Origin of the sequence: Pseudomonas shahriarae, assembly GCF_014268455.2 — a bacterium.
GTDB classification, from domain to species: domain Bacteria; phylum Pseudomonadota; class Gammaproteobacteria; order Pseudomonadales; family Pseudomonadaceae; genus Aquipseudomonas; species Aquipseudomonas shahriarae.
This window is the reverse complement of the sequence record NZ_CP077085.1, coordinates 2413743-2436340: the sequence shown is the minus strand read 5'-3', so window position 1 is coordinate 2436340 and position 22598 is coordinate 2413743. Positions and strand designations below refer to the sequence as shown.

Annotated in this window: 8 protein-coding genes; 3 read left to right on the top strand and 5 right to left on the bottom strand. The window is 57.6% G+C overall.

The genetic code is table 11. The features are described 5' to 3' along the window. The first annotated feature begins 3 nt into the window (after positions 1–3). From HU773_RS10935 to HU773_RS10925, 3 genes are all read left to right on the top strand, one after another. Positions 4–3339: a non-ribosomal peptide synthetase gene (locus HU773_RS10935; RefSeq protein ID WP_217883922.1), complete on the top strand. Its 3336-nt coding sequence runs from the start codon at positions 4–6 to the stop codon at positions 3337–3339. After that, entirely contained in the window at positions 3336–11924 is an 8589-nt protein-coding gene (locus HU773_RS10930) for a non-ribosomal peptide synthetase (protein ID WP_437181147.1), read from the top strand. Before HU773_RS10935 ends, HU773_RS10930 begins: the two co-directional genes overlap by 4 nt. Positions 11925–11993: 69 nt before the next feature. Further along, positions 11994–12950 (top strand): alpha/beta hydrolase, encoded by a 957-nt coding sequence (locus HU773_RS10925; RefSeq protein ID WP_120732499.1) that lies wholly within the window; start codon positions 11994–11996, stop codon positions 12948–12950. A 67-nt stretch (positions 12951–13017) separates the two neighbouring features. Here the strand turns inward: HU773_RS10925 and HU773_RS10920 are convergent, their stop codons facing one another. The 5 genes from HU773_RS10920 to HU773_RS10900 form a co-directional block, all read right to left on the bottom strand. Then, complete coding sequence (locus HU773_RS10920; protein WP_120732497.1) at positions 13018–15561, bottom strand: TonB-dependent siderophore receptor; 2544 nt, start codon at positions 15559–15561, stop codon at positions 13018–13020. Between the two features lie 246 nt (positions 15562–15807). Continuing rightward, positions 15808–18336, bottom strand: a complete 2529-nt coding sequence (locus HU773_RS10915; protein ID WP_186626273.1) for a TonB-dependent siderophore receptor — start codon at positions 18334–18336, stop codon at positions 15808–15810. A gap of 198 nt (positions 18337–18534) precedes the next feature. Beyond that, positions 18535–21174: a TonB-dependent siderophore receptor gene (locus tag HU773_RS10910; protein ID WP_225923852.1), complete on the bottom strand. Its 2640-nt coding sequence runs from the start codon at positions 21172–21174 to the stop codon at positions 18535–18537. Beyond that, positions 21132–22076, bottom strand: coding sequence for a FecR family protein (locus HU773_RS10905; protein WP_120732493.1), 945 nt, complete (start codon positions 22074–22076; stop codon positions 21132–21134). The genes HU773_RS10910 and HU773_RS10905 overlap by 43 nt, the downstream gene beginning before the upstream one ends. Beyond that, positions 22073–22579, bottom strand: a complete 507-nt coding sequence (locus tag HU773_RS10900; protein WP_225923851.1) for an RNA polymerase sigma factor — start codon at positions 22577–22579, stop codon at positions 22073–22075. The genes HU773_RS10905 and HU773_RS10900 overlap by 4 nt, the downstream gene beginning before the upstream one ends. Positions 22580–22598: the final 19 nt, after the last annotated feature.

Genomic DNA, 22598 nt, shown 5'->3' with positions numbered 1-22598 from the left:
TAAATGCAAGCCAACGCCCTGAATGACTTGATAGACCGCTTTATCAAGTTGCCAGTTACCCAGCGCAAAACCCTCTATGAGCAAATGAGCGCCAAGGGCATGAGCTTGTCGCGCTTGCCGATCCCACAAATCCGGCATTTCTTTGCGCAAATACCCTTGTCGTTTGCCCAGGAGCGCCAGTGGTTTCTGTGGTTGCTCGATCCTGCCAGCGCCGCCTATAACCTGCCAACCGCACTGCGGTTGCGGGGACCACTGGACGTCGATGCATTGCAACGCAGCTTCGATACCCTGATCGAACGCCACCAAAGCTTGCGCACCCGATTTGTCGAAGAACCTCAAGGCGTGATGCAGGTGATCGCCCCCCTGAGCGGCCTGTTCCTCGACGTCATTAGCAAGAACGGCGCCACAGATAGTTTTATCAAGGACTTCGTTGAACAGCAGAGCCGTCAACCCTTCGACCTGCGCCGTGATCAGTTACTGCGGGTGAAGTTACTACGCATTTCTGAAGAGGATCATGTCCTGCTGCTGGTCCAGCATCATATTGTCTCCGATGACTGGTCAATGCACATGATGGTCCAGGAACTGGTTCAACTGTATGGTGGCTATTCCCAGGGCCTATCCGTCGAGCTGCAAGCACTGCCGATTCAATACACCGATTATTCGATCTGGCAGCGCCGCTGGATGGAGGCAGGGGAAAGTGAACGCCAGCTGGCTTACTGGAAGGGCCAACTGGGCGGCGAACAGCCGGTCCTGGAGTTGCCCACAGATCGTTCGCGACTTGCCGTGCAGAGCTATCGTGGGGCGAACATCACGGTCACGGTTCCCCCGGCGCTGGCACAAAAACTCAAGCAGCTTGCCCAGCAGAGCAATGTGACACTGTTCATGCTGCTGCTCGCCTCGTTCCAGGCACTTTTGCACCATTACAGCCGTCAGGCCGACATTCGTGTCGGCGTGCCTGTGGCCAATCGCAACCGGGTAGAAACCGAGCGTTTGCTGGGCTTTTTTGTTAACACCCAAGTGCTCAGGGCACGCTTCGATGAACCGCTGTCCTTCAGCGAACTGTTGGCACAGGTCAAGCAAACTGCGCTGCAAGCCCAAGCCCACCAGGACCTGCCCTTCGAGCAACTGGTCGAAGCCCTGCAGCCGGAACGTAACCTGAGCCTCAACCCTTTGTTCCAGGTGATGTTCAACCACCTCAGCGAACACCAGGGCGCCTCAGCCGGCCAGCCGTCATCACCTTCCGCCTTGCACGTCGAGAGTCTGAGCAGAGAACACCATACCGCTCAATTCGACCTGACCCTCAACACCTTTGAATCAGCACAGGGTCTGTCTGCAACGCTGAACTATGCCACCGACCTGTTTGACGCCAGCACCATTGAGCGCTTTGGGAAACATTGGCTGAACTTGCTGGAACACTGCATTGCAGCGCCACAGCAGCCAATCAACAGTATGTCGCTGCTCAGTGATATGGAAAGACAGCAGATCCTACGAGGTTGGAACGCCAGCACTGCCGACTACCCTCGCGACAGCGCCATCCACCACCTGATCGAAGCCCAGGCCGCCCGCACCCCGGATGCCGTGGCGTTGGTCTTCCACACCCAGTCATTGACCTTTGCCCGACTCAACCAGCAGGCCAACCGCCTGGCCCATCGCCTGATCGCGGCCGGTGTCGGCCCGGATGTACTGGTGGGAATTGCGGTGCGACGCAGCGTTGACCTGGTGGTCGGGCTGCTGGCGATTCTCAAGGCCGGTGGCGCCTATGTGCCGCTGGACCCGGCGTACCCCGAGGAACGCCTGGCCTACATGATGCAAGACAGCGGCCTGGCACTGCTGCTGACCCAGGCACCGTTGCTGGCGCGCTTGCCGATCCCGGCCGGGGTCAGTGCCCTGGCCCTGGACCAACCGGATGCGTGGCTCGATGGCTACAGCTGCGAAAACCCGCTGCCGCGCACCACGGCCGAACACCTGGCCTACGTGATCTACACCTCCGGCTCCACCGGCAAGCCCAAAGGCGTGATGGTGCGCCATGGCGCCCTGACCAACTTTGTGTGCAGCATGGCCCGCCAGCCGGGCCTGGATGCCAATGACCGGCTGCTGTCGCTGACCACCTTTTCGTTCGATATTTTCGGCCTGGAAATCTATGGGCCACTGTTGGCTGGCGCAACCCTGGTGCTGACCGGACAGGACATCAACCTCGACCCGCAAGCCTTGCTTGCCCTGGTCAAACAGCAGCGCATCAGCGTGTTGCAGGCCACGCCCTCGACCTGGCGCATGCTGCTCGATCACCCGCAGGCCGATGAGCTCAAGGGCTGCAAACTGCTGTGCGGCGGTGAGGCGCTGCCCCTGGAACTGGCGACCCGCCTTTTGGCGCTTTCGCCCCAGGTGTGGAACCTCTACGGGCCGACCGAGACCACCATCTGGTCGGCGCAGTACCCGCTCACGCCAACCCAGCCTCAGCCGTGGCTGGGCGGGCCGATTGCCAATACCAGCCTGTATATCCTCGACGATAACCTGGCGCCGGTGCCGGTCGGGGTGACGGGTGAATTGTTGATTGGCGGCGATGGCCTGGCGCGGGGTTATTTCCAGCGCCCGGCACTCACCGCCGAACGCTTCCTGCCTGACCCATTTGGTGCGCCCGGTACGCGCCTGTACCGCACCGGCGACCTGGCGCGCTACCGCGCGGACGGGGTGATCGAGTACATCGGTCGGGTGGATCACCAGGTAAAAATCCGTGGATTGCGGATCGAACTGGGGGAAATCGAGGCGCGGCTGTTGGAGCAACCGCAAGTGCGCGAAGCCGCCGTGGTGGTGCGGGACGTCGCTGGCCATTCGCAGTTGGTGGCGTACGTGGTTGCCGTGCAAGCGGTCAGCGATGAACAGGCGCTGCGTGAGGCGTGCAAGCGTCAGCTCAAGGGCGACCTGCCGGAGTACATGGTGCCCATCCATTGGGTCTTCCTCGCCAGCCTGCCGCTGACCCCCAATGGCAAGCTCGATCGCAAGGTGTTGCCGGCGCCGGATGCCAGTCTGGCGCAAAAAACCTATGTAGCGCCCTGTAGTCCTTTGCAACAGCAGGTCGCAGCGATTTGGCAAGACGTATTGAAAGTCGAGCCTATCGGCCTGGAGGACCATTTCTTTGAACTGGGTGGGCACTCACTACTGGTCGTGAGCGTGGTCTCGCGCCTACAACTTGAGCTGGGTATGCAGTTGACGCCGCAGTTGATGTTCCAACACCCGACTCTGGGCGCGTTTACCGCCCAGCTTGAGCAGCAGGCAGGACCTGTCACCGCGCAGAAACTCGACAAACTTGAAGCCCTGCTCGATGAAATGGAGGAGTTCTGATGGATAAGACTGTCGCCGCCCGTATTGCCCGGCGTTTCATCACCCTGCCCCTGGAAAAGCGCAAGCTGTACCTGGAAAAAATGCTGGCTGAAGGGGTTTCACCCACCAACCTGCCAATCCCTGAAGTGCAGTCAGCCTTCGAATCCATCCCACTTTCTTTCGCTCAAGAACGGCAGTGGGTGCTCTGGCAACTAGACCCCGACAGCGCAGCCTACAACATTCCAACTGCCCTGCGACTCAAGGGTAAACTGGACGTCGTGGCGCTGGAGCAAAGCTTCAACGCCTTAATCGCCCGTCACCAGACGCTGCGCACCACGTTTGCACATGGCGAAGATCGACCATTGCAAATTATTCACCTCGACATGCCGATGCAGATCCAGCAAAGCAGCGTTTCGGGGCTCGACGACGCAGGAATCAAGGCATTTATCCAAGCCCAGGCTTACCAGCCATTTGATTTGCAACAAGGCCCACTGCTGCGTGTAGCATTGCTACAGCTGGGCCAGGATGACCATGTACTGGTGCTGACCCAGCACCACATCGTCTCGGATGACTGGTCGATGCAGGTGATGGTCGACGAACTGGTTGCACTGTACTCGGATTATCAGCAAGGCCAACCAAACGTCTTGCCAGAGCTGACAATCCAGTACGCCGACTATGCCATCTGGCAACGTCATTGGATGGAAGCCGGTGAAAGCGAACGCCAACTGGCTTATTGGCAAGCCCAATTGGGTGGTGAACAACCCGTATTGGAGTTACCCACCGATCACCCACGGCCAGCTGTCCAGAGCTATCGAGGGGCGAACATTGCAGTCACGGTTCCAGCCTCCCTGGAACACAACCTCAAGCAGCTTGCCCAGCAACACAATGTGACTCTGTTTATGTTGCTGCTCGCCTCGTTCCAGGCGCTGTTGCACCATTACAGCCGCCAGTCCGACATTCGGGTGGGCGTACCCGTGGCCAACCGTAACCGGGTTGAAACCGAGCGCTTGCTGGGTTTTTTCGTCAATACTCAAGTACTCAGGGCGCGCTTCGATGAATCGCTGTCTTTCAGCGAACTACTGGCCCAGGTCAAGCAAACGGCACTGGATGCCCAGGCGCATCAGGACCTGCCTTTCGAACAACTGGTCGAGGCCTTGCAGCCGGAACGGAACCTGAGCATCAGCCCATTATTCCAGGTGATGTATAACCATCTTAAAGAGCATCAGGACTCCACAACAGTACAACTTGCGCCTGCATCCTCGCTGGACGTCGAGGGCATCAGATGGGGCAGTCGCACCGCACAGTTTGACCTGACTTTCAGCACCTTCGAATCAACGCAGGGTTTGTCAGCAACTCTGAACTACGCCACCGACCTGTTTGAAGCCAGCACCATTGAACGCCTCGGACAACACTGGCTAAACCTGCTCGATCGCTGCATCGCAGCACCACAGCAAGCAATTGCCAGTTTGTCGTTACTCAGCAACGCACAACAACAGCAGATCCTGTACGACTGGAACGACACCACTATCACGTATCCGCTTGAGCGTTGCACCCACCAGTGGATCGAGCAGCAAGTAGAAAGCACCCCTGACGCCGTAGCGCTCATTTTTGGTGAGAGCCAGTTGACCTATAACCAACTCAATCAGAAAGCCAACTCATTGGCCCATCGCCTGATTGAACGCGGCGTCGGCCACGATGTACTGGTGGGTATTGCCATCGAACGCAGCCTGGATATGGTGATCGGCCTGCTGGCCATCCTCAAGGCTGGCGGCGCCTATGTTCCGCTAGACCCTGAATACCCGAGTGATCGGCTTGCGTACATGATGCAGGACAGTGGCATCACCTTGTTGCTTAGCCAACAGACGTTACTCGACAAGCTGCCGGTTCCCGCCGGTGTGGAAACGCTGTGTCTGGACGAGCCAGTTATCAGCGCCTGGCCCAGCAGCAACCCCGGTATTACTTTGGATCCGGAAAACCTGGCCTACGTGATTTACACCTCCGGCTCTACCGGCAAGCCAAAAGGTGCAGCCAACCGGCATTGCGCACTGGTCAACCGTTTGTGCTGGATGCAGCAGGCCTACAACCTCACGACAGCCGACACGGTGCTGCAAAAAACCCCGTTCAGCTTTGACGTCTCAGTCTGGGAGTTTTTCTGGCCGTTGATGACCGGTGCACGCCTGGCGATTGCCGGTCCTGGAGACCATCGCGATCCAGCCCGCTTGGTCGAACTGATCAACCAGCACGATATAACTACCCTGCACTTCGTACCGTCGATGCTCCAGGTGTTCCTCGCCGATGAGCAAGTATCCCGCTGCAATGGCTTAAAGCGCATCGTGTGCAGCGGTGAAGCACTGTCGGCCGATGCCCAGCAACAAGTATTTGCCAAGTTGCCAAACGCAGCGCTCTACAACCTCTACGGCCCAACTGAAGCCGCCATTGATGTGACCCACTGGACCTGTCGCGAGGAAAGCCGCAGCAGCGTGCCAATCGGCCAGCCTATCGCTAACCTGACCACCTGGGTCCTCAATTCAGACCTGGCACCTGTACCAACCGGGGTGATCGGCGAGCTGTACCTAGGCGGCGAAGGCCTGGCCCGCGGTTATCACCAGCGCCCAGCCCTGACCGCAGAGCGCTTCGTTGCCAGCCCCTACGCTCAAGGTGAACGCCTGTACCGCACCGGCGACCTGGCGCGCCAACGTCCTGACGGGGTCATCGAATACGTCGGGCGCATTGACCATCAAGTGAAAATTCGCGGTTTGCGCATCGAACTGGGTGAGATCGAAGCGCGGTTGCTGGAGCAAGACGAAGTACACGAGGTGGCCGTACTGGCAGTCGATACTGCCACTGGCTTGCAGTTGGTCGGGTACGTCGTACCGCGTAAAGACATCGACACTACACACTTGCGCGACAGACTCAAGATCCGTCTCAAGGAACACCTGCCGGACTATATGGTCCCGGTGTACTGGTTGTTTCTCGACCAATTACCCTTGAGCCCGAACGGAAAGCTTGAACGTAAGGCACTGCCAAAACCCGATGCCAGCCAAGTGCAAAAAACCTATGTTGCCCCCAAGGGAGCACTGGAGACCACCATTGTAGGTATCTGGCAAACAGTGCTCAAACTGGAAAAAGTCGGTGTCACCGACAACTTCTTCGAACTGGGCGGCGACTCGATCATCTCGATCCAGGTAGTGAGTCGCGCCCGTCAGGCCGGCATCCACTTCACCCCCAAGGACCTGTTCCAGCACCAGACCATCCAGGGCTTGGCCAATGTGGCGAAAACCCACGGCCAGGGCCTCGTGATCGATCAAGGCCCAGTCATCGGCAGCGCCCCGCTGTTGCCGATCCAGCAACTGTTCTTAGACACTAACATCCCCGAGCGCAATCACTGGAACCGATCAGTGCTGCTCAAGCCTGCCATGGCCCTGGAGCCGCAACTGCTGGAGCAGGCCCTCAACGCCCTGATCCAACACCACGATGCACTGCGTCTGAGTTTCACTCAAACTGACTCTGGCTGGAGCGCTGAATACCGTCCGGCGACTACGTCGGTGCTGTGGCAAACGTACATTGATGGCGTCACGCAATTGCAATCCTTGGGCGACGAAGCCCAGCGCAGCCTCAACTTACAACACGGACCGCTGTTGCGGGCAGTGCTGGTCAGTCTGAACGATGGCAGCCAGCGCCTGTTGCTGGCGATCCATCACTTGGTGGCGGATGACGTGTCTTGGGGCATCCTGTTTGATGATTTGCAAACGGCCTACCACCAACTGCAAATGGGTCAGGCGCTGGCCTTGCCGGAGAAAACCAGCGCCTACAAAACCTGGGGCGAGAAGTTGCAAGACTACGGTCGCAGCGACGCCCTGCAACAAGAACTGGCGTACTGGGTCCAGCAACTGGACGCTTCAAGCCACGACCTGCCCCAGGCCAACCCTGAGGGCTGCCAACGGCACGGCCAAGCGACGACTGTCGATATCAAGCTCAGCAAAACCCTGACCCAGCAACTGATGCAAGTCGCGCCCGCGGCCTATCGCACGCAAATTATCGATCTGCTCCTGACTGCCCTGACCCGTACAGTCAGCCAATGGACCTCGTGCGAAAACGTTTTGGTCCAACTGGAAAGCCATGGCCGCGAAGCCCTGTTCGATGATATCGACCTGACCCGCACCGTGGGCCGGTTCACCAGCCTGTACCCGGTCAAGTTGACCGCCCATAAGGACTGGGGCGAAGCGATCAAGCAGGTCAAGGAACAACTGCGGGCCATTCCCGATAAAGGCATTGGGTTTGGTGTCTTGCGCTACCTGGGTGACACACAGGTCCAGGCAAGCCTGGACGCGCTACCAATGCCGCGCATCGCCTTCAACTACCGAGATCAAACCGACAGCGCCGCAGGTGCCCTGTTTGTCCCGGTGAGAGAAAAATATGGCGTAGAGAAAAACAGCAATCCAGCGCTGTGCAACCGACTAACCATTCATAGCCAGATCGATGACGGCCAGCTGAGCATGGCCTGGATCTTCAGCCAGGAAGTAATCCCTGCCGAGGTCATCCAGAAGCTCTCCAATAACTACCTACAAGCACTTGAGCAGTTGGTCGCCTACTGCTGCGATACCAACCATCAAGGTGCAACACCCTCTGACTTTCCGTTGGCTGGCTTGAGCCAGGCGCAACTGGACACACTGAGCCTCCCTATTCAGCAGATTGAAGACCTCTATCCCTTGTCCCCCATGCAACAAGGGATGATGTTCCACACCCTTGAGGCGTCCGAGGCCGCAGCTTACATCAACCAAACCGCAGTACCCGTCAGCGGCCTGGACATCGCGCGGTTTACCGACGCCTGGAATACTGCCGTCGAACGCCATGAAATCCTGCGTACGGGTTTCTGGACCGCCAGCCACCTGGCTGAACCGCTGCAAATGGTGTTCAAAAAAACTGACCTCCCCCTGCGTATTCTTGATTGGCAGAACCGTGAGTCCTGCGCAAACGACCTGCAAGATCTGATCGAAGCAGATAACCGCGAAGGCTTCGACCTACTGGCGGCACCATTGATGCGCCTGACCCTGATCAAACTGCCGGCCGAACAGCTCTACCTGATCTGGACCCACCATCATATTTTACTAGATGGCTGGAGCAGCTCACGGCTGCTCGCCGAAGTGTTCGAGGTGTACAACGGCAAGACTCCCGAGCCAAAACGTGGTAAGTACCGAGACTACATCGCCTGGTTGAAAACCCAGTCACAGTCCTCCCTGGAAACTTTCTGGAAACAGAAGCTGCAAGGGCTGAACGGGCCAACCGTTCTCGCCAATAGCCTATCGCCACGACCTGATCCTGGTTGCGACGGGCATGAGGCGCTTTACCTCAACTGGGACGCGCAACAAACCCAACACCTAATAGATCAGGCGCAACGGTTGCGCGTCACACCCAACACATTTATCCAAGCAACCTGGCTACTGCTGTTGCAGCGCTATACGGGACAGGACAGCGTGTGCTTTGGCAGTACCGTCGCAGGACGGCCACTGAGCCTTGAGGCATCCGATGAAATGCTGGGATTGTTTATCAACACCTTGCCGATCATTCAGACCCCACAGCCACAGCAGACCGTGACCGATTGGTTGCGAAAACTGCAAACCTACAACCTGGAAGTACGCGATCACGAACATGCATCGCTGGCCGACGTACAACGCTGGTCGGGACAAGGCGGCCAAGCGCTGTTCGACAGCATCATCGTGTTCGAGAACTACCCGGTGGATGAGCGCCTGCAAGAAGCCGAGCAGGATCACCTCAAATTCGGTGAAACCAGGACTCAGGGTGTTACCAACTTCGCCATGGACCTTGCGGTTAACCTGGGCGATCGCCTCACCGTTGAGTTCATGTACCTGCGCAACTGTTTCACCGCCGAGGCCACCGCGCAACTGCGCCGTAGCTTCGAAACTCTGCTGCTGGCCATGCTCGAAAATCCGAAAGCCACCCTCGGTAGCCTATCCACGCTCAATGCCGGTGAGCAACGGGCCTTGCAGCAGGATAACGAACTGGTAGCCGAGGTTTATGACCTGCCCTTGCTCGTGACACAGATCCGCAACCATGCCGTGACCAACGCGGATGCCGTGGCAGTGATCTGTGACCAGGAGCAACTGACCTATGGCCAACTGGAGCAGCGCGCCAACCGCCTGGCCCACTACCTGATCGCACAGGGCGTTGGGCCAGAGATCTTCGTTGGTGTCGCCCTGGAACGCTCAGTGGATGTGGTCGTCGCCTTCTACGCCGTGATGAAGACGGGCGGCGCTTACGTCCCGCTGGATATTGACTACCCGCAAGACCGAGTGAAGTGGATCGTCGAAGACTCGGCGATGGCAGTACTGCTCACCCAGGGCTCGTTGCGCGAGCGTTTCAGCCAGCCATGGGCGCCTGCACTGATCGAACTGGACACTCTGCCCCTGACTGCTCTGTCCGATCGCCACCCGCAATCGCTGATGGATGCGGACAACCTCGCCTACCTGATTTACACCTCCGGCTCCACGGGCAAACCCAAGGGCGTGGCGGTCAGCCACGGGCAGATCCGCATGCACTGCCAGGCGATCGGCCAGCGCTATGAAATGGACAACAGCACCCGCGAACTGTTGTTCATGTCGTTTGCTTTCGATGGGGCCCAAGAGCGCTGGCTGAGTACCTTGGCCCACGGAGGCCAGTTGGTGGTGCGCGAGAACCGCCTGTGGACCCCCGAGGAAACCTGGCACGCCTTGCATGCCCACCGGATCAGCATCGCCTGCTTCCCACCGGCTTATCTGCAACAGTTGGCAGAGTACGCCCGAGACTGCGGCAAGGCACCGCCTGCTGTGCGCATTTACTGCTTTGGTGGGGATGCGGTGGCCGAGGCCAACTTTGAGCTGGTCAAGCACACACTCAAACCTGTTTATTTGACCAATGGCTACGGCCCGACCGAAACCGTGGTCACGCCACTGCTGTGGAAAGTCCCCGTCAGTGAAACCTGCGGCGCAGTATACGCACCGATTGGTACGCGGGTTGGCGAGCGCACGCTGTATGTTCTCGACGAACACCTCAACCCGTTACCCGAGGGTGTGGCCGGCGAGTTGTACATTGGCGGTGAAGGTGTGGCTCGGGGTTATCATCAGCGTCCGGGGCTGACGGCCGAACGGTTTGTGCTCGACCCATTTGCCGCCAACGGCTCGCGCCTGTACCGCACGGGCGATCTGGTACGCCAACGTCCCAATGGCGTAATCGATTACCTGGGACGCCTGGATAACCAGGTAAAGATTCGCGGATTCCGCATAGAGCTTGGTGAAATCGAATCCAGGTTGCGAGATATTCCGGGGGTACAGGATGCAGTGGTGGTCGCTCGTGAGGCGGGCGTCAGCAAACAGCTGATCGGCTATGTCGTCACCCCAACTGATGATGCGCCAGGAGAACGCTTGCGCGCCTTGCTCCAGGCTGACTTGCCTGACTATATGGTGCCCACGCAGATCATTCGCCTGGCCGCATTGCCGCTTAATCCCAACGGTAAGATCGACCGCAAGGCACTACCTGATCCCGACTTCAAGGGCCGTGAATTCGTAGCCCCTCGCAATGCTGTGGAACAAGCCCTGGCAATCATTTGGCAACAGGTTTTGGAGCTGGAAAGCGTGGGTGTGACCGACAATTTCTTCGAGTTGGGCGGCGATTCGCTGCGCATCCTCAAAGTGCTGTCCAAGGTCCGTAACCAGCCTGAGCTGGGGTTGGAACTGAAACTGCGGGACATGATCGGCAAACCGACCATTGCCGAACTGTCGGGCTTCGCCCCTGCCACCGACCTGGACCCTTTGCTGTTGCTCAATAGCCGCGTGCCCCATGTGCCGCCGCTGTTCTGCCTGCATGCCGGCTTTGGCACGGTGTTCGACTACGACACCCTCGCACGTCGCCTGGAAGGCCAGCGCAGCGTCTATGGCCTGCAATGTCGCATGCTGCTCGACCGCGACTGGCAGGACGAATCTCTGGCGTCCATGGCTATCGACTATGCCCAGTACATTCGCCAGAAACAGGCCCAGGGACCTTATCAACTAGTTGGTTGGTCGTTGGGGGGCACCCTCGCAGTACTGGTCGCTCAGGAACTGGAAAAGCAGGGCCAGGAAGTAGAGTTCCTGGGATTGGTAGACAGCTTTATCCCGTCCACCGTACCCGCTGCTCGCGATCTGGATTGGGGCGATGACTTGCGCGGTTTCCTTGCCGTGATCTTCGCTCAAGCCTGCGAGCACCTACCGGTAGTGGAACTCCCAGCCGACAGCCCCCAAGCGATGCTGGAACGGTCGATCACGGATATCCGCCAACAAGTCGCCGGCACTTCAGCGTTCAGCAACATCAGTGTCGAAGAGCTAGCCCATACGTTCATGGTCGCGATGAAACTCAAGGGCCTGTCCCTGGATCTGAAAACACTGCCGCAGACACGAGCGTCTGCCTGCTGCTGGTGGGCCTGCGACGCCAATTCACCGGACTTCACCAATCCGGTGGCGGGCAGCATTCTGGACGAGCGAATCGTCGCCGGGCATTACCAGATGCTTAACAACAGCCAGCTTCTGCACAGCCTGCTCCAGCAATTACCGCAGCGCGAAGCGGTCACCCGTTAATCCTGCCATCACCCCAGGCCTGTGGCCTGGGGCATTTTTGTTGGGCAACCACCTGATAAGGAACACGCAATGCCTCTGGACCCTGACCTCGAAGGTTTTCTGGAACTGGCCGAGATGGGCCGCCTAAGCGGCAAAAGCCAGCCGATGCACCAACTCACACCACAAGCCGCACGAGCCGAGTTCGACCTGACGTCGCAGATTCTCGACCCGAGCCCACCCGGCGCGATCAATGTCAGCGCATTACAGGTCCCCACTCGCGACGGTCAGCTACTGGCTGCCCGTCTCTACCGCAAGATCGGTACAGAGCAAAGCGTGCTGCCGGTGATCCTGTATTTCCATGGCGGCGGTTATGTCCTCGGCAGTCTCGACTCCCACGACTCGATCTGCCGGCGCCTGGCCGCCAGCGGGCGCCATGCGGTGCTGGCACCGGCGTATCGCCTGGCGCCCGAGCATCCATTTCCCGCGGCTGTGAATGATGCCGTGGACAGTGCGAATTGGCTCGCCCGTGAGGGTGCCGTGCTTCAACTGGACCCGCTCAAAGTGACGCTCGCCGGTGACAGCGCAGGCGCAACCCTGGCGACTGTTCTGGCTATCAGTGCCGTGCAACACCCTGAGGAGATGGTGCTTAAACCTCAGGCTCAGTTGCTGTTCTACCCGATCGCTGATACCCAGCGTACTCGCCCTTCCCACCAGCGGTATGCCGAAGGTTTCCTACTGGAGAGCAAGACACTGCAATGGTTTTATCGACACTACACGCCTGACGCTGAGCAACGTGGCGACTGGCGTACCTCGCCATTGCTGACCCAGGGACTGACCGCCTTGGCACCGGCCTATATAAGCCTGGCCGAATATGACCCGCTTTATGACGAGGGCCTGGAATACGCCGATCTGCTAAAGAACACCGGAACCAGCGTGACCTTGCTCACCCAGAACGGCCTGACCCATGATTTCCTGCGCATGTCAGGAATTACTGGGGATATCGTAAATATTTACAGCGCCGTGGACAGTTGGTTAGCCCTGCATTGATCCAGATATAAGCGGTGCAAAAAAAAACCACCTCATATCGAGGTGGTTTTTTGTGCATCACGAAGCTCTAGAACGTGCCACGCACCGTCAGCATGTAGTTACGCGGTTCACCGTAGTAGTTGCCGTACTCAGAAGTTCTCAGCGTTTCGAAGTACTTGCGATCAAACAAGTTTTTGCCGCTAAGGGCAACAGTCCAGTTTTCATCGACCTTGTATTCAACCATGGCATCCCATACGGCGTAGCCGCCCTGAACCATATCAAAAGGCCGTTCATCGTAGACATCGTAGTAATTTTCCGTCGGGTTCTTTCTAACCCGATAGGCCGTCCCACTGGCATAGCTGGCACTCTGCACATTGACACCCCCGCCAATTTTCCAGTCAGATAGTCGATCTGGCAGCGTGTAGACAGTCCATAGCTTTGCCAGGTGCTTGGGCGTAACCGTGGTGAGGAAAGTGTCTTTAGTGCCATTGTCTATGATGTTTAGGGTGTACCCCCCCATCACCATCCATCCTGGCGTAATCTCACCACTGGCTTCAAGTTCGATACCTTTGCTGATGATCTCGCCTTGGGCAAGGAAGCAGCAACTGCCGCCATACAGGACTGACTCACGTGTATATCGGGGATCTTGGATCGCCTCTTTCTCCCGCTTGGTGTAGAACACTGCGGCCGACACATTCAGCGTCCCGTCATACAGTTCCCCTTTGATACCGGTCTCATAAGTCTTGCCAACCATGGGTTCCAGCCCCTTGCCGGAACTGCTTGGACCTTCCAGTTGCTGCGCCTGGGGCTTGAAGATTTCCGAATAACTGGCGTATACAGACCATTCGTCATCAAGGGCGTACACCAGGCCACCAAAGGGCACCACCTTGGTCGGCTCACGACGATCAGTGTCGGATTCAACTTTCCACACACCCTTCGCGTCATCATCAGTTGTGTAGACCTGTTCAAACTTATAACGCTGGGCCCTGGCACCAATGATCAGCTTGAGCGGATCAGTCAGTTGTAAACGCAAGGTGGAGTACAAACCATACTGCTTGCGGGTATTGGGGCTGTAATCACGTACAAGCCTATTGCCAATACTGTCAGCAGGCAGAGGCGTTGCGTCCGGGTTGTAGATATCAATGGGGTAGAACGCGGTCATGCCCTTCGTCGAGCGCCAACGGCTGGTCACTTTTTGGGCGTCGGCACCAATCAGTAGTTCATGCTCGCGATCAAATGCGGTGAATTTTCCAGACACGTTGGCATCGAACAGTGTCTGCTCACTGCGACTTTTAATGTAGCTGCCGCCCCAGGTAGCGCCCTCAAGGGTTACCGGGTCAGGAGAGCCATAAAGAAACGCACCCTTCGTTTCGGATTTATCGAAGGTGCTGGTCAAGGAGACGTTGAGCTTCCAGTCGTCAGCTAACTCCTGATCGTACTTGGCGAAGACTTCCTGGGAGCTGTTATCGCTGTAGGCCCAGTTCGGCGAGTACCAAGTGCTGCGCTTGAGCTTCAAGTCCTGCCCCGTGCTATAACGCGGCAAACCGTCACCAGTCCCATTTTCATGAATTTTTTCGTAGCGCCCCCCGACGGTAATCCGGGCCGTGTCACTCACGTCGGCCTCCAGCACGCCATAGATAAAGGGCGTCTGGGTGCTGCGGTTATCCATGAAGTACTGACGGTCGGTATTGGCTACTACTACGCGCCCGCGCAGCTTGCCGTCAAAGGCCATCGGCCCCGTCACGTCGACTTCAGTACGGTAGTTATCCCAGGACCCTGCCGAAGTGTTGAACTTGAGTTGGAAGTAATCCAGCGGACGTTTACGCACGGCGTTGATGATACCGCCCGGGTCACCGGTGCCTCCGAACAAGCCGGACGCCCCTTTCAACACTTCGATATGGTCGAACTCGGCCAAGTCATAAGTTTTGTTGGCATAGAAGGTACCGATACCAGAACCGATGTCCATCGGCGAGGCGCCATCAATCTGGATGTTGTCGATACGAAAACCACGAGAGATGAACTGTGGCAGACGGTAGTTGGCGCTTTTAACGGTAATGCCCGGCGTGCGTCTCATCGCATCGGACAGGTCAACCATGCGCTGATCTTCAATAAGTTGTTGGGTGATAACAGAAACGGACTGTGGCGTGTCCTTCAGGCTGGTAGGGGTTTTTGAACCCGCACTGACCAGGCCGGTGGTATAGGAGCCGGAGTTTTCCGTCATCTGTCCCATACCCTGGCCCTGGATGGTGGTGGCGCCCAACTCCAGGGCTGAGCTCGCGCCACTTTCAGGGCTGAGGATAACCGTATTGTTTTCAATCCGAAAACTCAGGCCTGCACCTTTGAGCAGCGCCTCAAGCGCAATTGCAGGTTCGAGGCTGCCATTGACGGCGGTGGACTTCTTGCCCGCGACCATATCCGGCCCGAAAAGCACTTGCAGGCCGGTCTGCTTGCCCAGTTCGGTCAGCGCCTTGTCCAGCGACTGGGCTGGTACATTCACCTGTATGGGTTGGGCAAACGCCCCGCCGCAGACACTGAGAGTCAACCCCAGGACCGCCATCGACACGCAACTGCGGCAGGAAGAGAGGGGAGCATTGAAGAGTTTTTGCCTGAACCTTTTACTCTCGCGTTTCATTGTTTGGTTTAGCCCCAGATATGTCATTAATGTCGAAGGCCTTCCACTCTTGGGGCGGAATGGCCTGAATATAGTTAAACCGTCCGGACTCCACTCCCTGTTGCAGAGGGACGGTTTTGACTTGAATCGGTATCGAGCCATTAATGAACGTTCGGGATAAAAATAATTTAGACGGATTCTCAATCACTTTGTAACAGAAACAAAAAAAGGACATCTCACGATGTCCCTTTTCATTTAAAGCCGTGCTTACCAGAAGGTACCGCGCAGGGTCAACATGTGGTTGCGAGGGTCGCCGTACCAGTTACCGGAGTAGGAAGACCCCACAGCCGTGTAATAGGTTTTGTCGAATACGTTATTGAGGTTGTAGGCCAGCGTCCAGTTCTCGTCCAGGCGATACTCGGCCATCGCGTTCCAGACTGCATAGCCTGACTGCTTGTAATCAAAGGGAATGGATAGGTCTTTATCATCGGCATCCTTGACCGGATTCCCCATTTTATCCAGGACACCAGCAGATCCGCTGACGTAAGTGGCGCTTTGCAGATTGACCCCGCCTCCCAGCTTCACATCATTGAAAGCACCTGGCAGGCGGTAAGTGGACCAAAACTTGACCATATGCTTGGGGGTGATAGCGCTGAATGCAGCATTTTTCGTTCGGTCTTGATTGTTGTTATAGGTATAGCCGGCAATCAGCATCCAGTCAGGCATCACTTCACCCGACACCTCAATGTCGAGGCCTTTACTGACTACTTTGCCTTCTGCTAGATAACAGCAGTTGCCGCCGAACTGGACATCGGTCGATGGGTAACGGGAGTCACGTACCGCTTCGTTTTCCCGCTCGGTGTAGTAAATGGAGAAATTGGTGTTCACCGCCCCGCCAAGCAGTTCGCTCTTCAACCCAGCTTCATAGGCGCGGCCTTTCATTGCCTCAAGTGGCGAACCTGGTGCGGGGCCCTGTAATTTCAACTGCTGAGGCCTGTACTGCTCGGAATAGCTTGCGTAAGTCGACCACTCATCATTCAGGTCGTAGACCAGACCGCCATAGGGTGTGAGCTTGGTAGGCTCACGGGACGACACGTCGGATTCCGGCTTAAACCCGCTCCCATCCCAATCAGCCATATAGGTCTGGTTGTACTTAACACGTTGGACACGGGCACCAACAATCAGATGCAGAGGTTCGGCGAGTTGCAAACGCAAGGTTGAATACAACCCGTACTGAACTTGGTCATTGGGGTTGTAATCACGGAAAAAGTCCTTACGGGTTGCCGGCTGAGGCCAAGGTGTGGAGTCTGGATCAAACACATTCAGGTCACCACCTGCCCCTTCGCTTTGTCCCGTTCCGCGCCACCGACTGGTGATTCTCTGATGATCCATACCGAGCAAAAATTCATGCCGTAAACCGAACGCATCAAACTTCCCGGCAAGGTTGATATCTGCCGATCCCTGTTCGCTGCGATACGCAGTGGTATTACCGCCCCAATGAGTACCTTTGAACGTGATCGGATTGAGTCCATTGCTGGCAAAAGCGCTTTTCGAAAGCCCGGACTCCAGAGTCCTGGTGTAGGTCGCGTTTACTTTCCAATCGTTGTTGAACTCATGGTCGATCTTGGCAAACAGCTCTTGTGACCGGCCGTCCTGATAGGCCCAACCCTGTGTAAGACTCGTACGCCTGGATAAACCCAGGTCATCGCCGGTGATGTACCGCGGTAAACCAATGCCGGAGCCATTCACATGGATTCGCTCGGAGCGGCCGCCAAAAGTCACCCGGGTATCTGGCTGAATGTCAGCTTCCAGCACCCCATACACCGTTGGTTTCTCGTCGCTTATATGATCCTGGAAAGATCCATTGTTGCTGTAGGCCGCCACCAACCTGCCACGCAACTTACCGTCAAAGCCCATAGGCCCGGTTACGTCGAACTGGGTACGATAGTTGTCCCAGGAGCCTGCCGAAGTGTCGATCTTCAACTGGTAGGCATCCAATGGACGCTTGCGCACCAGGTTGATCATACCCCCCGGATCCCCCGTGCCGCCGAACAACCCTGACGCTCCGCGCAGCACCTCTACGTGGTCGAACTCCACCAGGTCGTAATTTTTGTTGGAGTAAAAACTTCCCGCCGAATTACCCAAGGCCATGGGCGCGGCGCCGTCAATCTGGATGTTCTGGATCATGAAGCCGCGAGAGTAAAAATCAGTGGTGCGAACACTGGTTTTTTTCAAGGTAATCCCAGGCGTCAGCTTCAACGCGTCGGTCAGGTCCACCCCCCTGCTATCCTGAATCGCCTGCGCTGTCACCACCGACACCGACTGCGGCGTCTGCCGTAACCGGGTCGGAGTCTTCGAACCGATACTGGTCAACCCCGTGGTATAGGACCCCGAATTCTCCGTCATCTCCCCCATCCCCTGCCCCTGAATGGTGGTAGCCCCCAACTCCAACGCCCCACCCTGTACCGGTGCCTTCTCAATCAAAATCACATCATCACTCAATCGGGCGACCAAGCCGCTGTTCAGCAACAACCGATCAAGCCCCTGCTGCACCGGGTAGTTCCCCCTCAACCCGTCCGACTGCTGACCGGCCACCAATTCGCTGACAACCATCAACCGCAACCCGGACTGCTCGGCAAAGCGCGTCAATACCTGGTCAAGTTGACCGGCCTCGATAGCGTAGGTCCGGCTGTCGCTCTTCTGCTGCTGCGACGCCTTTGCCGGCAGGCTCATACCCACGGCACTGGCCGTGGCAAGTGCCAGGCTCAAGGCAGTGTGCCTGATCAGATGCTGCATAACGCTCCCCTTGCTGAAATCAGCCAAATAAAAATCAATCTCAACAGGAAAGACGCCAGCCCTCTGAACACCGACAGTGGCTATATGCATTTATTTTTGCCATAAATCGCTTTCACGGCGAATCGTCACATTCAGCCAAGACAACATCCGCACATATAAAAAGCCCGCAATCACGCGGGCTTATTTTTTATCTGCGACTTACCAGAAAGTACCGCGTAGGGTCAGCATGTGGTTGCGCTCATCGCCGTACCAGTTGCCCGAGGAAGGCGTCCCAAGTTTGCTGTAGTAGTGCTTGTCGAACAGGTTATTGACGTTGTAGAGCACACTCCAGTTCTCATCCAATTGATACTCGGCCATGGCGTCCCAAACCGCGTATCCGGACTGGCTGTATTTAAAATCGTAATACCGCTGATGAGGGTCAAACCAGGTCGTCCCACTGACATCAGTAGCACTTTGTAGATTCACGCCGCCGCCCACCTTCAGGTCATTGAACAGACCTGGCAGACGGTAGGTAGACCAGAGTTTGACCTGATGCTTGGGTGTCACACTGCTGAACACTTTGGCTTGAGTGCGATTGCGGTTGTGGTTATAGGTGTAACCGGCCAGTACGTTCCAGTCCGGCAATACTTCGCCGGTGAACTCCATATCAACACCTTTGCTGGTCACTTCCCCTTGAGGCAGATAGCAGCAACTGCCACCGTGCAACACACTCATCTGTTCATAGCGTGGATCCAGGACCGCCTCGTTTTTGCGGGCGGTGTAGTAAAGCGCAAGCGATGTATTGACGGCCCCTCCCCACAACTCGCCCTTGAGCCCGGTCTCGTAGGTCTTGCCGGTCATGGGTTCGATTGAGCTGCCGGGATACGGACCCTGCAGTTTGGTTTGCTGCGGTTTGAAAATCTCGGAGTAACTGACGTAGCTCGACCATTCATCCGTGAGGTCATAGACGATACCGCCGTAAGGAACAACCTTGGTGGCTTCACGAACCGATATATCCGAGTCGGTTCCCCAGACGCCCTGCTTATCGCGGGACCGATAGAGCTGATCAAATTTATAACGTTGTGCCCGAGCGCCAACGATCAAGTGCAGCGGCTCGGCCAGTTGCAGACGCAGCGTCGAATACAGGCCGTACTGCACCTGGGTATTGGGACTGAATCGGTGGAAAAAATCTTTGTTGGTGTCGGGCTGTAGCCAGGGCGCAGGGTTAAATACATCGATTGGTACACCCGATCCAGTGGCCTGGGCAGTCCCCGCCCATGAACTGGTGATTTTCTGGTGATCCATCCCCATAAGGAGCTCATGCTGCAACCCGATTGCCTCGAATTTACCCGCAAGATTCACATCAAACAGCTTTTGATCGCTGCGGTATTTGTTGTTGGAGCCCCCGGTATTGGGCCCTGTCCTGGACTCAGGATCGACTGCACCAAAGGAAAAGGCGCTTTTCGAGAAGCCAGAATCCAGGGTCTGGGTGTAAGAAACGTTACCCTTCCAGTTATCGTTGAACTCATGGTCGATCTTGCCAAAGATTTCCTGGGATCGACCATCCAGGTAGGCCCAATTCTGCGTCAGGCTGGCGCTTCGCGAGAGCCCCAAGTCCCGGCCATCGAGGTAACGCGGCAAGCCCGTGCCTGAACCCGTCTCGTGGATACGCTCAGAGCGCCCGCCCAGGGTCAGGCGCGTGTCATCCGTGATATCCGCTTCCAACACCCCGTAGAAAATCGGCTTTTCCAGGCCTCGGTCATCCGCCATGTATTGACGATCCGTGTAGGCCGCCACCATTCGCCCACGCAACTTGCCGTCGAACCCCAAAGGCCCCGTGACATCCATCTGGGTACGGTAGTTGTCCCAACTCCCCGCCGAGACATCGACCTTTAACTGGTAAACGTCCAACGGGCGCTTGCGCACCAGGTTGATCATGCCGCCAGGGTCACCTGTGCCGCCAAATAACCCGGACGCACCCCGCAAGACTTCGACGTGGTCGTACTCCACCAGGTCGTAGCTCTTGTTGGAATAGAAACTGCCCGACGTGGTGCCCAGGGCCATAGGAGCAGCACCGTCGATTTGAATGTTCTCGATGTTAAAGCCGCGAGAGGAGAAGTCTGACAACCGGAAGTTGTTGTTCGTAACCGTAATGCCTGGCGTCATTTTCATGGCTTCGGCCAGGTCGGTCATGCGCTTTTCTTCAATAACCTGCGCTGTCACCACCGACACCGACTGCGGCGTCTGCCGTAACCGGGTCGGAGTCTTCGAGCCGATACTGGTCAACCCCGTGGTATAGGACCCCGAATTCTCCGTCATCTCCCCCATCCCCTGCCCCTGAATGGTGGTAGCCCCCAACTCCAACGCCCCACCCTGTACCGGTGCCTTCTCAATCAAAATCACATCATCACTCAATCGGGCGACCAAGCCGCTGTTCAGCAACAACCGATCAAGCCCCTGCTGCACCGGGTAGTTCCCCCTCAACCCGTCCGACTGCTGACCGGCCACCAATTCGCTGACAACCATCAACCGCAACCCGGACTGCTCGGCAAAGCGCGTCAATACCTGGTCAAGTTGACCGGCCTCGATAGCGTAGGTCCGGCTGTCGCTCTTCTGCTGCTGCGCCGCCTGTGCCGGCAGGCTCATACCCACGGCACTGGCCGTGGCAAGTGCCAGGCTCAAGGCGGTGTGCCTGATCAGATGCTGCATAACGCTCCCCTTGCTGAAATCAGCCAAATAAAAATCAATCTCAACAGGAAAGACGTCAACCCTCTGAAACCCGACAGCGGCGGCAAGTGTATTTTTTGCAAGCTGAGTTACTGTCGCGGCGAGTCGTCGCGCTCGATCACGGTCAGCCACGGCAGCAAGCGCACTCGCAGCGGCAAGGTGCGTTGCAGCAGTTTCAATTGGGCGTCGGTGTCGTCGGTGGCGATGATGCCGGTCACGGGCAGGTCGCGCAGGCCGCTGTCACGGACCCAGATTACGCCGCGATGGTAGCGGCCAAGTTGCTCCAGCACATCACCCAGGGGCTGGCGGTTGAACACCAGTTTGTCGCGGCGCCAGGCCGTGGCGGTGCCGACGTCGACTGGCTGGGTGCGCGAGAGACCTTCCGGGCCGTATTGCACGGCCTGACCGGCCTCGACATCGGTGGTCTGTGGATCGTCGTCCAATGTCACGCGCACCATGTGTTCGGTGACGACCATCCGCACCTGCTCGCCTTCGCGCCGCACGTCGAAGCCGGTGCCCAGCGCTCGCAGGCTGCCACGGCCGGCGCGTACTTCGAATGGGCGCTGGGCATCGGGGGCGACCTGGACAAAGAGCTCCCCGGTATAGAGATGCAGCACACGACGATTACCGTGCATTGCGATATCCACACGCGTGCGTGGCGCCAGTTCCAGGTGTGAGCCGTCGGCCAGTGTCACACGGCGGTGCTCACCCAGGCCGGTCACCTGGTCCGCCATCCAGCCTTGTTGCTCCGCCTGCCAGGACAAACCGCCTGCCAGGCTCAACGCGACGACAAGTCCCAGTTGCAGCAAGCGGCGTGACGACGCGGGCGGACGCTCCAGTGCGCTGCCCAGGCTCTCCCACAACCGCTCCGCCGCCTGGGCGGCGCGTTGGTGCTCCGCGGAGGTTTCGCACCACTGCAGGTAGGCGTCCCAAGACGGTGCCTCGGCACTGCCCGAATGCAGGTCGACCAGCCACTGCAACGCTTGCTCGGTCAGCAGCGGCGAAGGTTTACTCGGGGCAGGGTCGCGTGTCACTCGGTCATCCCGAGGCGACGGGCACAGTGCAGCACGGCACTCATGATGTATTTGCTGACCATGCTGGGGGAAACCCCAAGCTGCTGGGCGATGGCGGCATGGCCCAATCCATCGAGGCGATTGAGTAACAAGGCCTGGCGGCTGTTCTCGGACAATTCACTCAACGCCTGATGCAACAATTGCAACTGCTGGCGCATTTCCACCAGTGCCGCCGGCCCCGGGCACGGATCCAGCAGTTCGTGCTGCACATCCTCCAGCGAGTCCATCGGCCCGCGCCGCGTACGGCTGCGCCCAAGGTCAATGATCAGGTTGCGCAGCACGCGAATCAGGAAAAACCGTGGGTTGATAATCGTATGGGTGCGCTGCTGTCGATCCAGGCCAACGTAACGCACGAATGCGTCCTGAGCGAGGTCGGCAGCCATCTCCCTGTCGCCCAGGCGACGGTAGGCAATCTGCTGCAGTTCGCGATGATAGAGGCGAAACAACCGGTCCAGATTATCCAACGCACACTCCATGAGCATC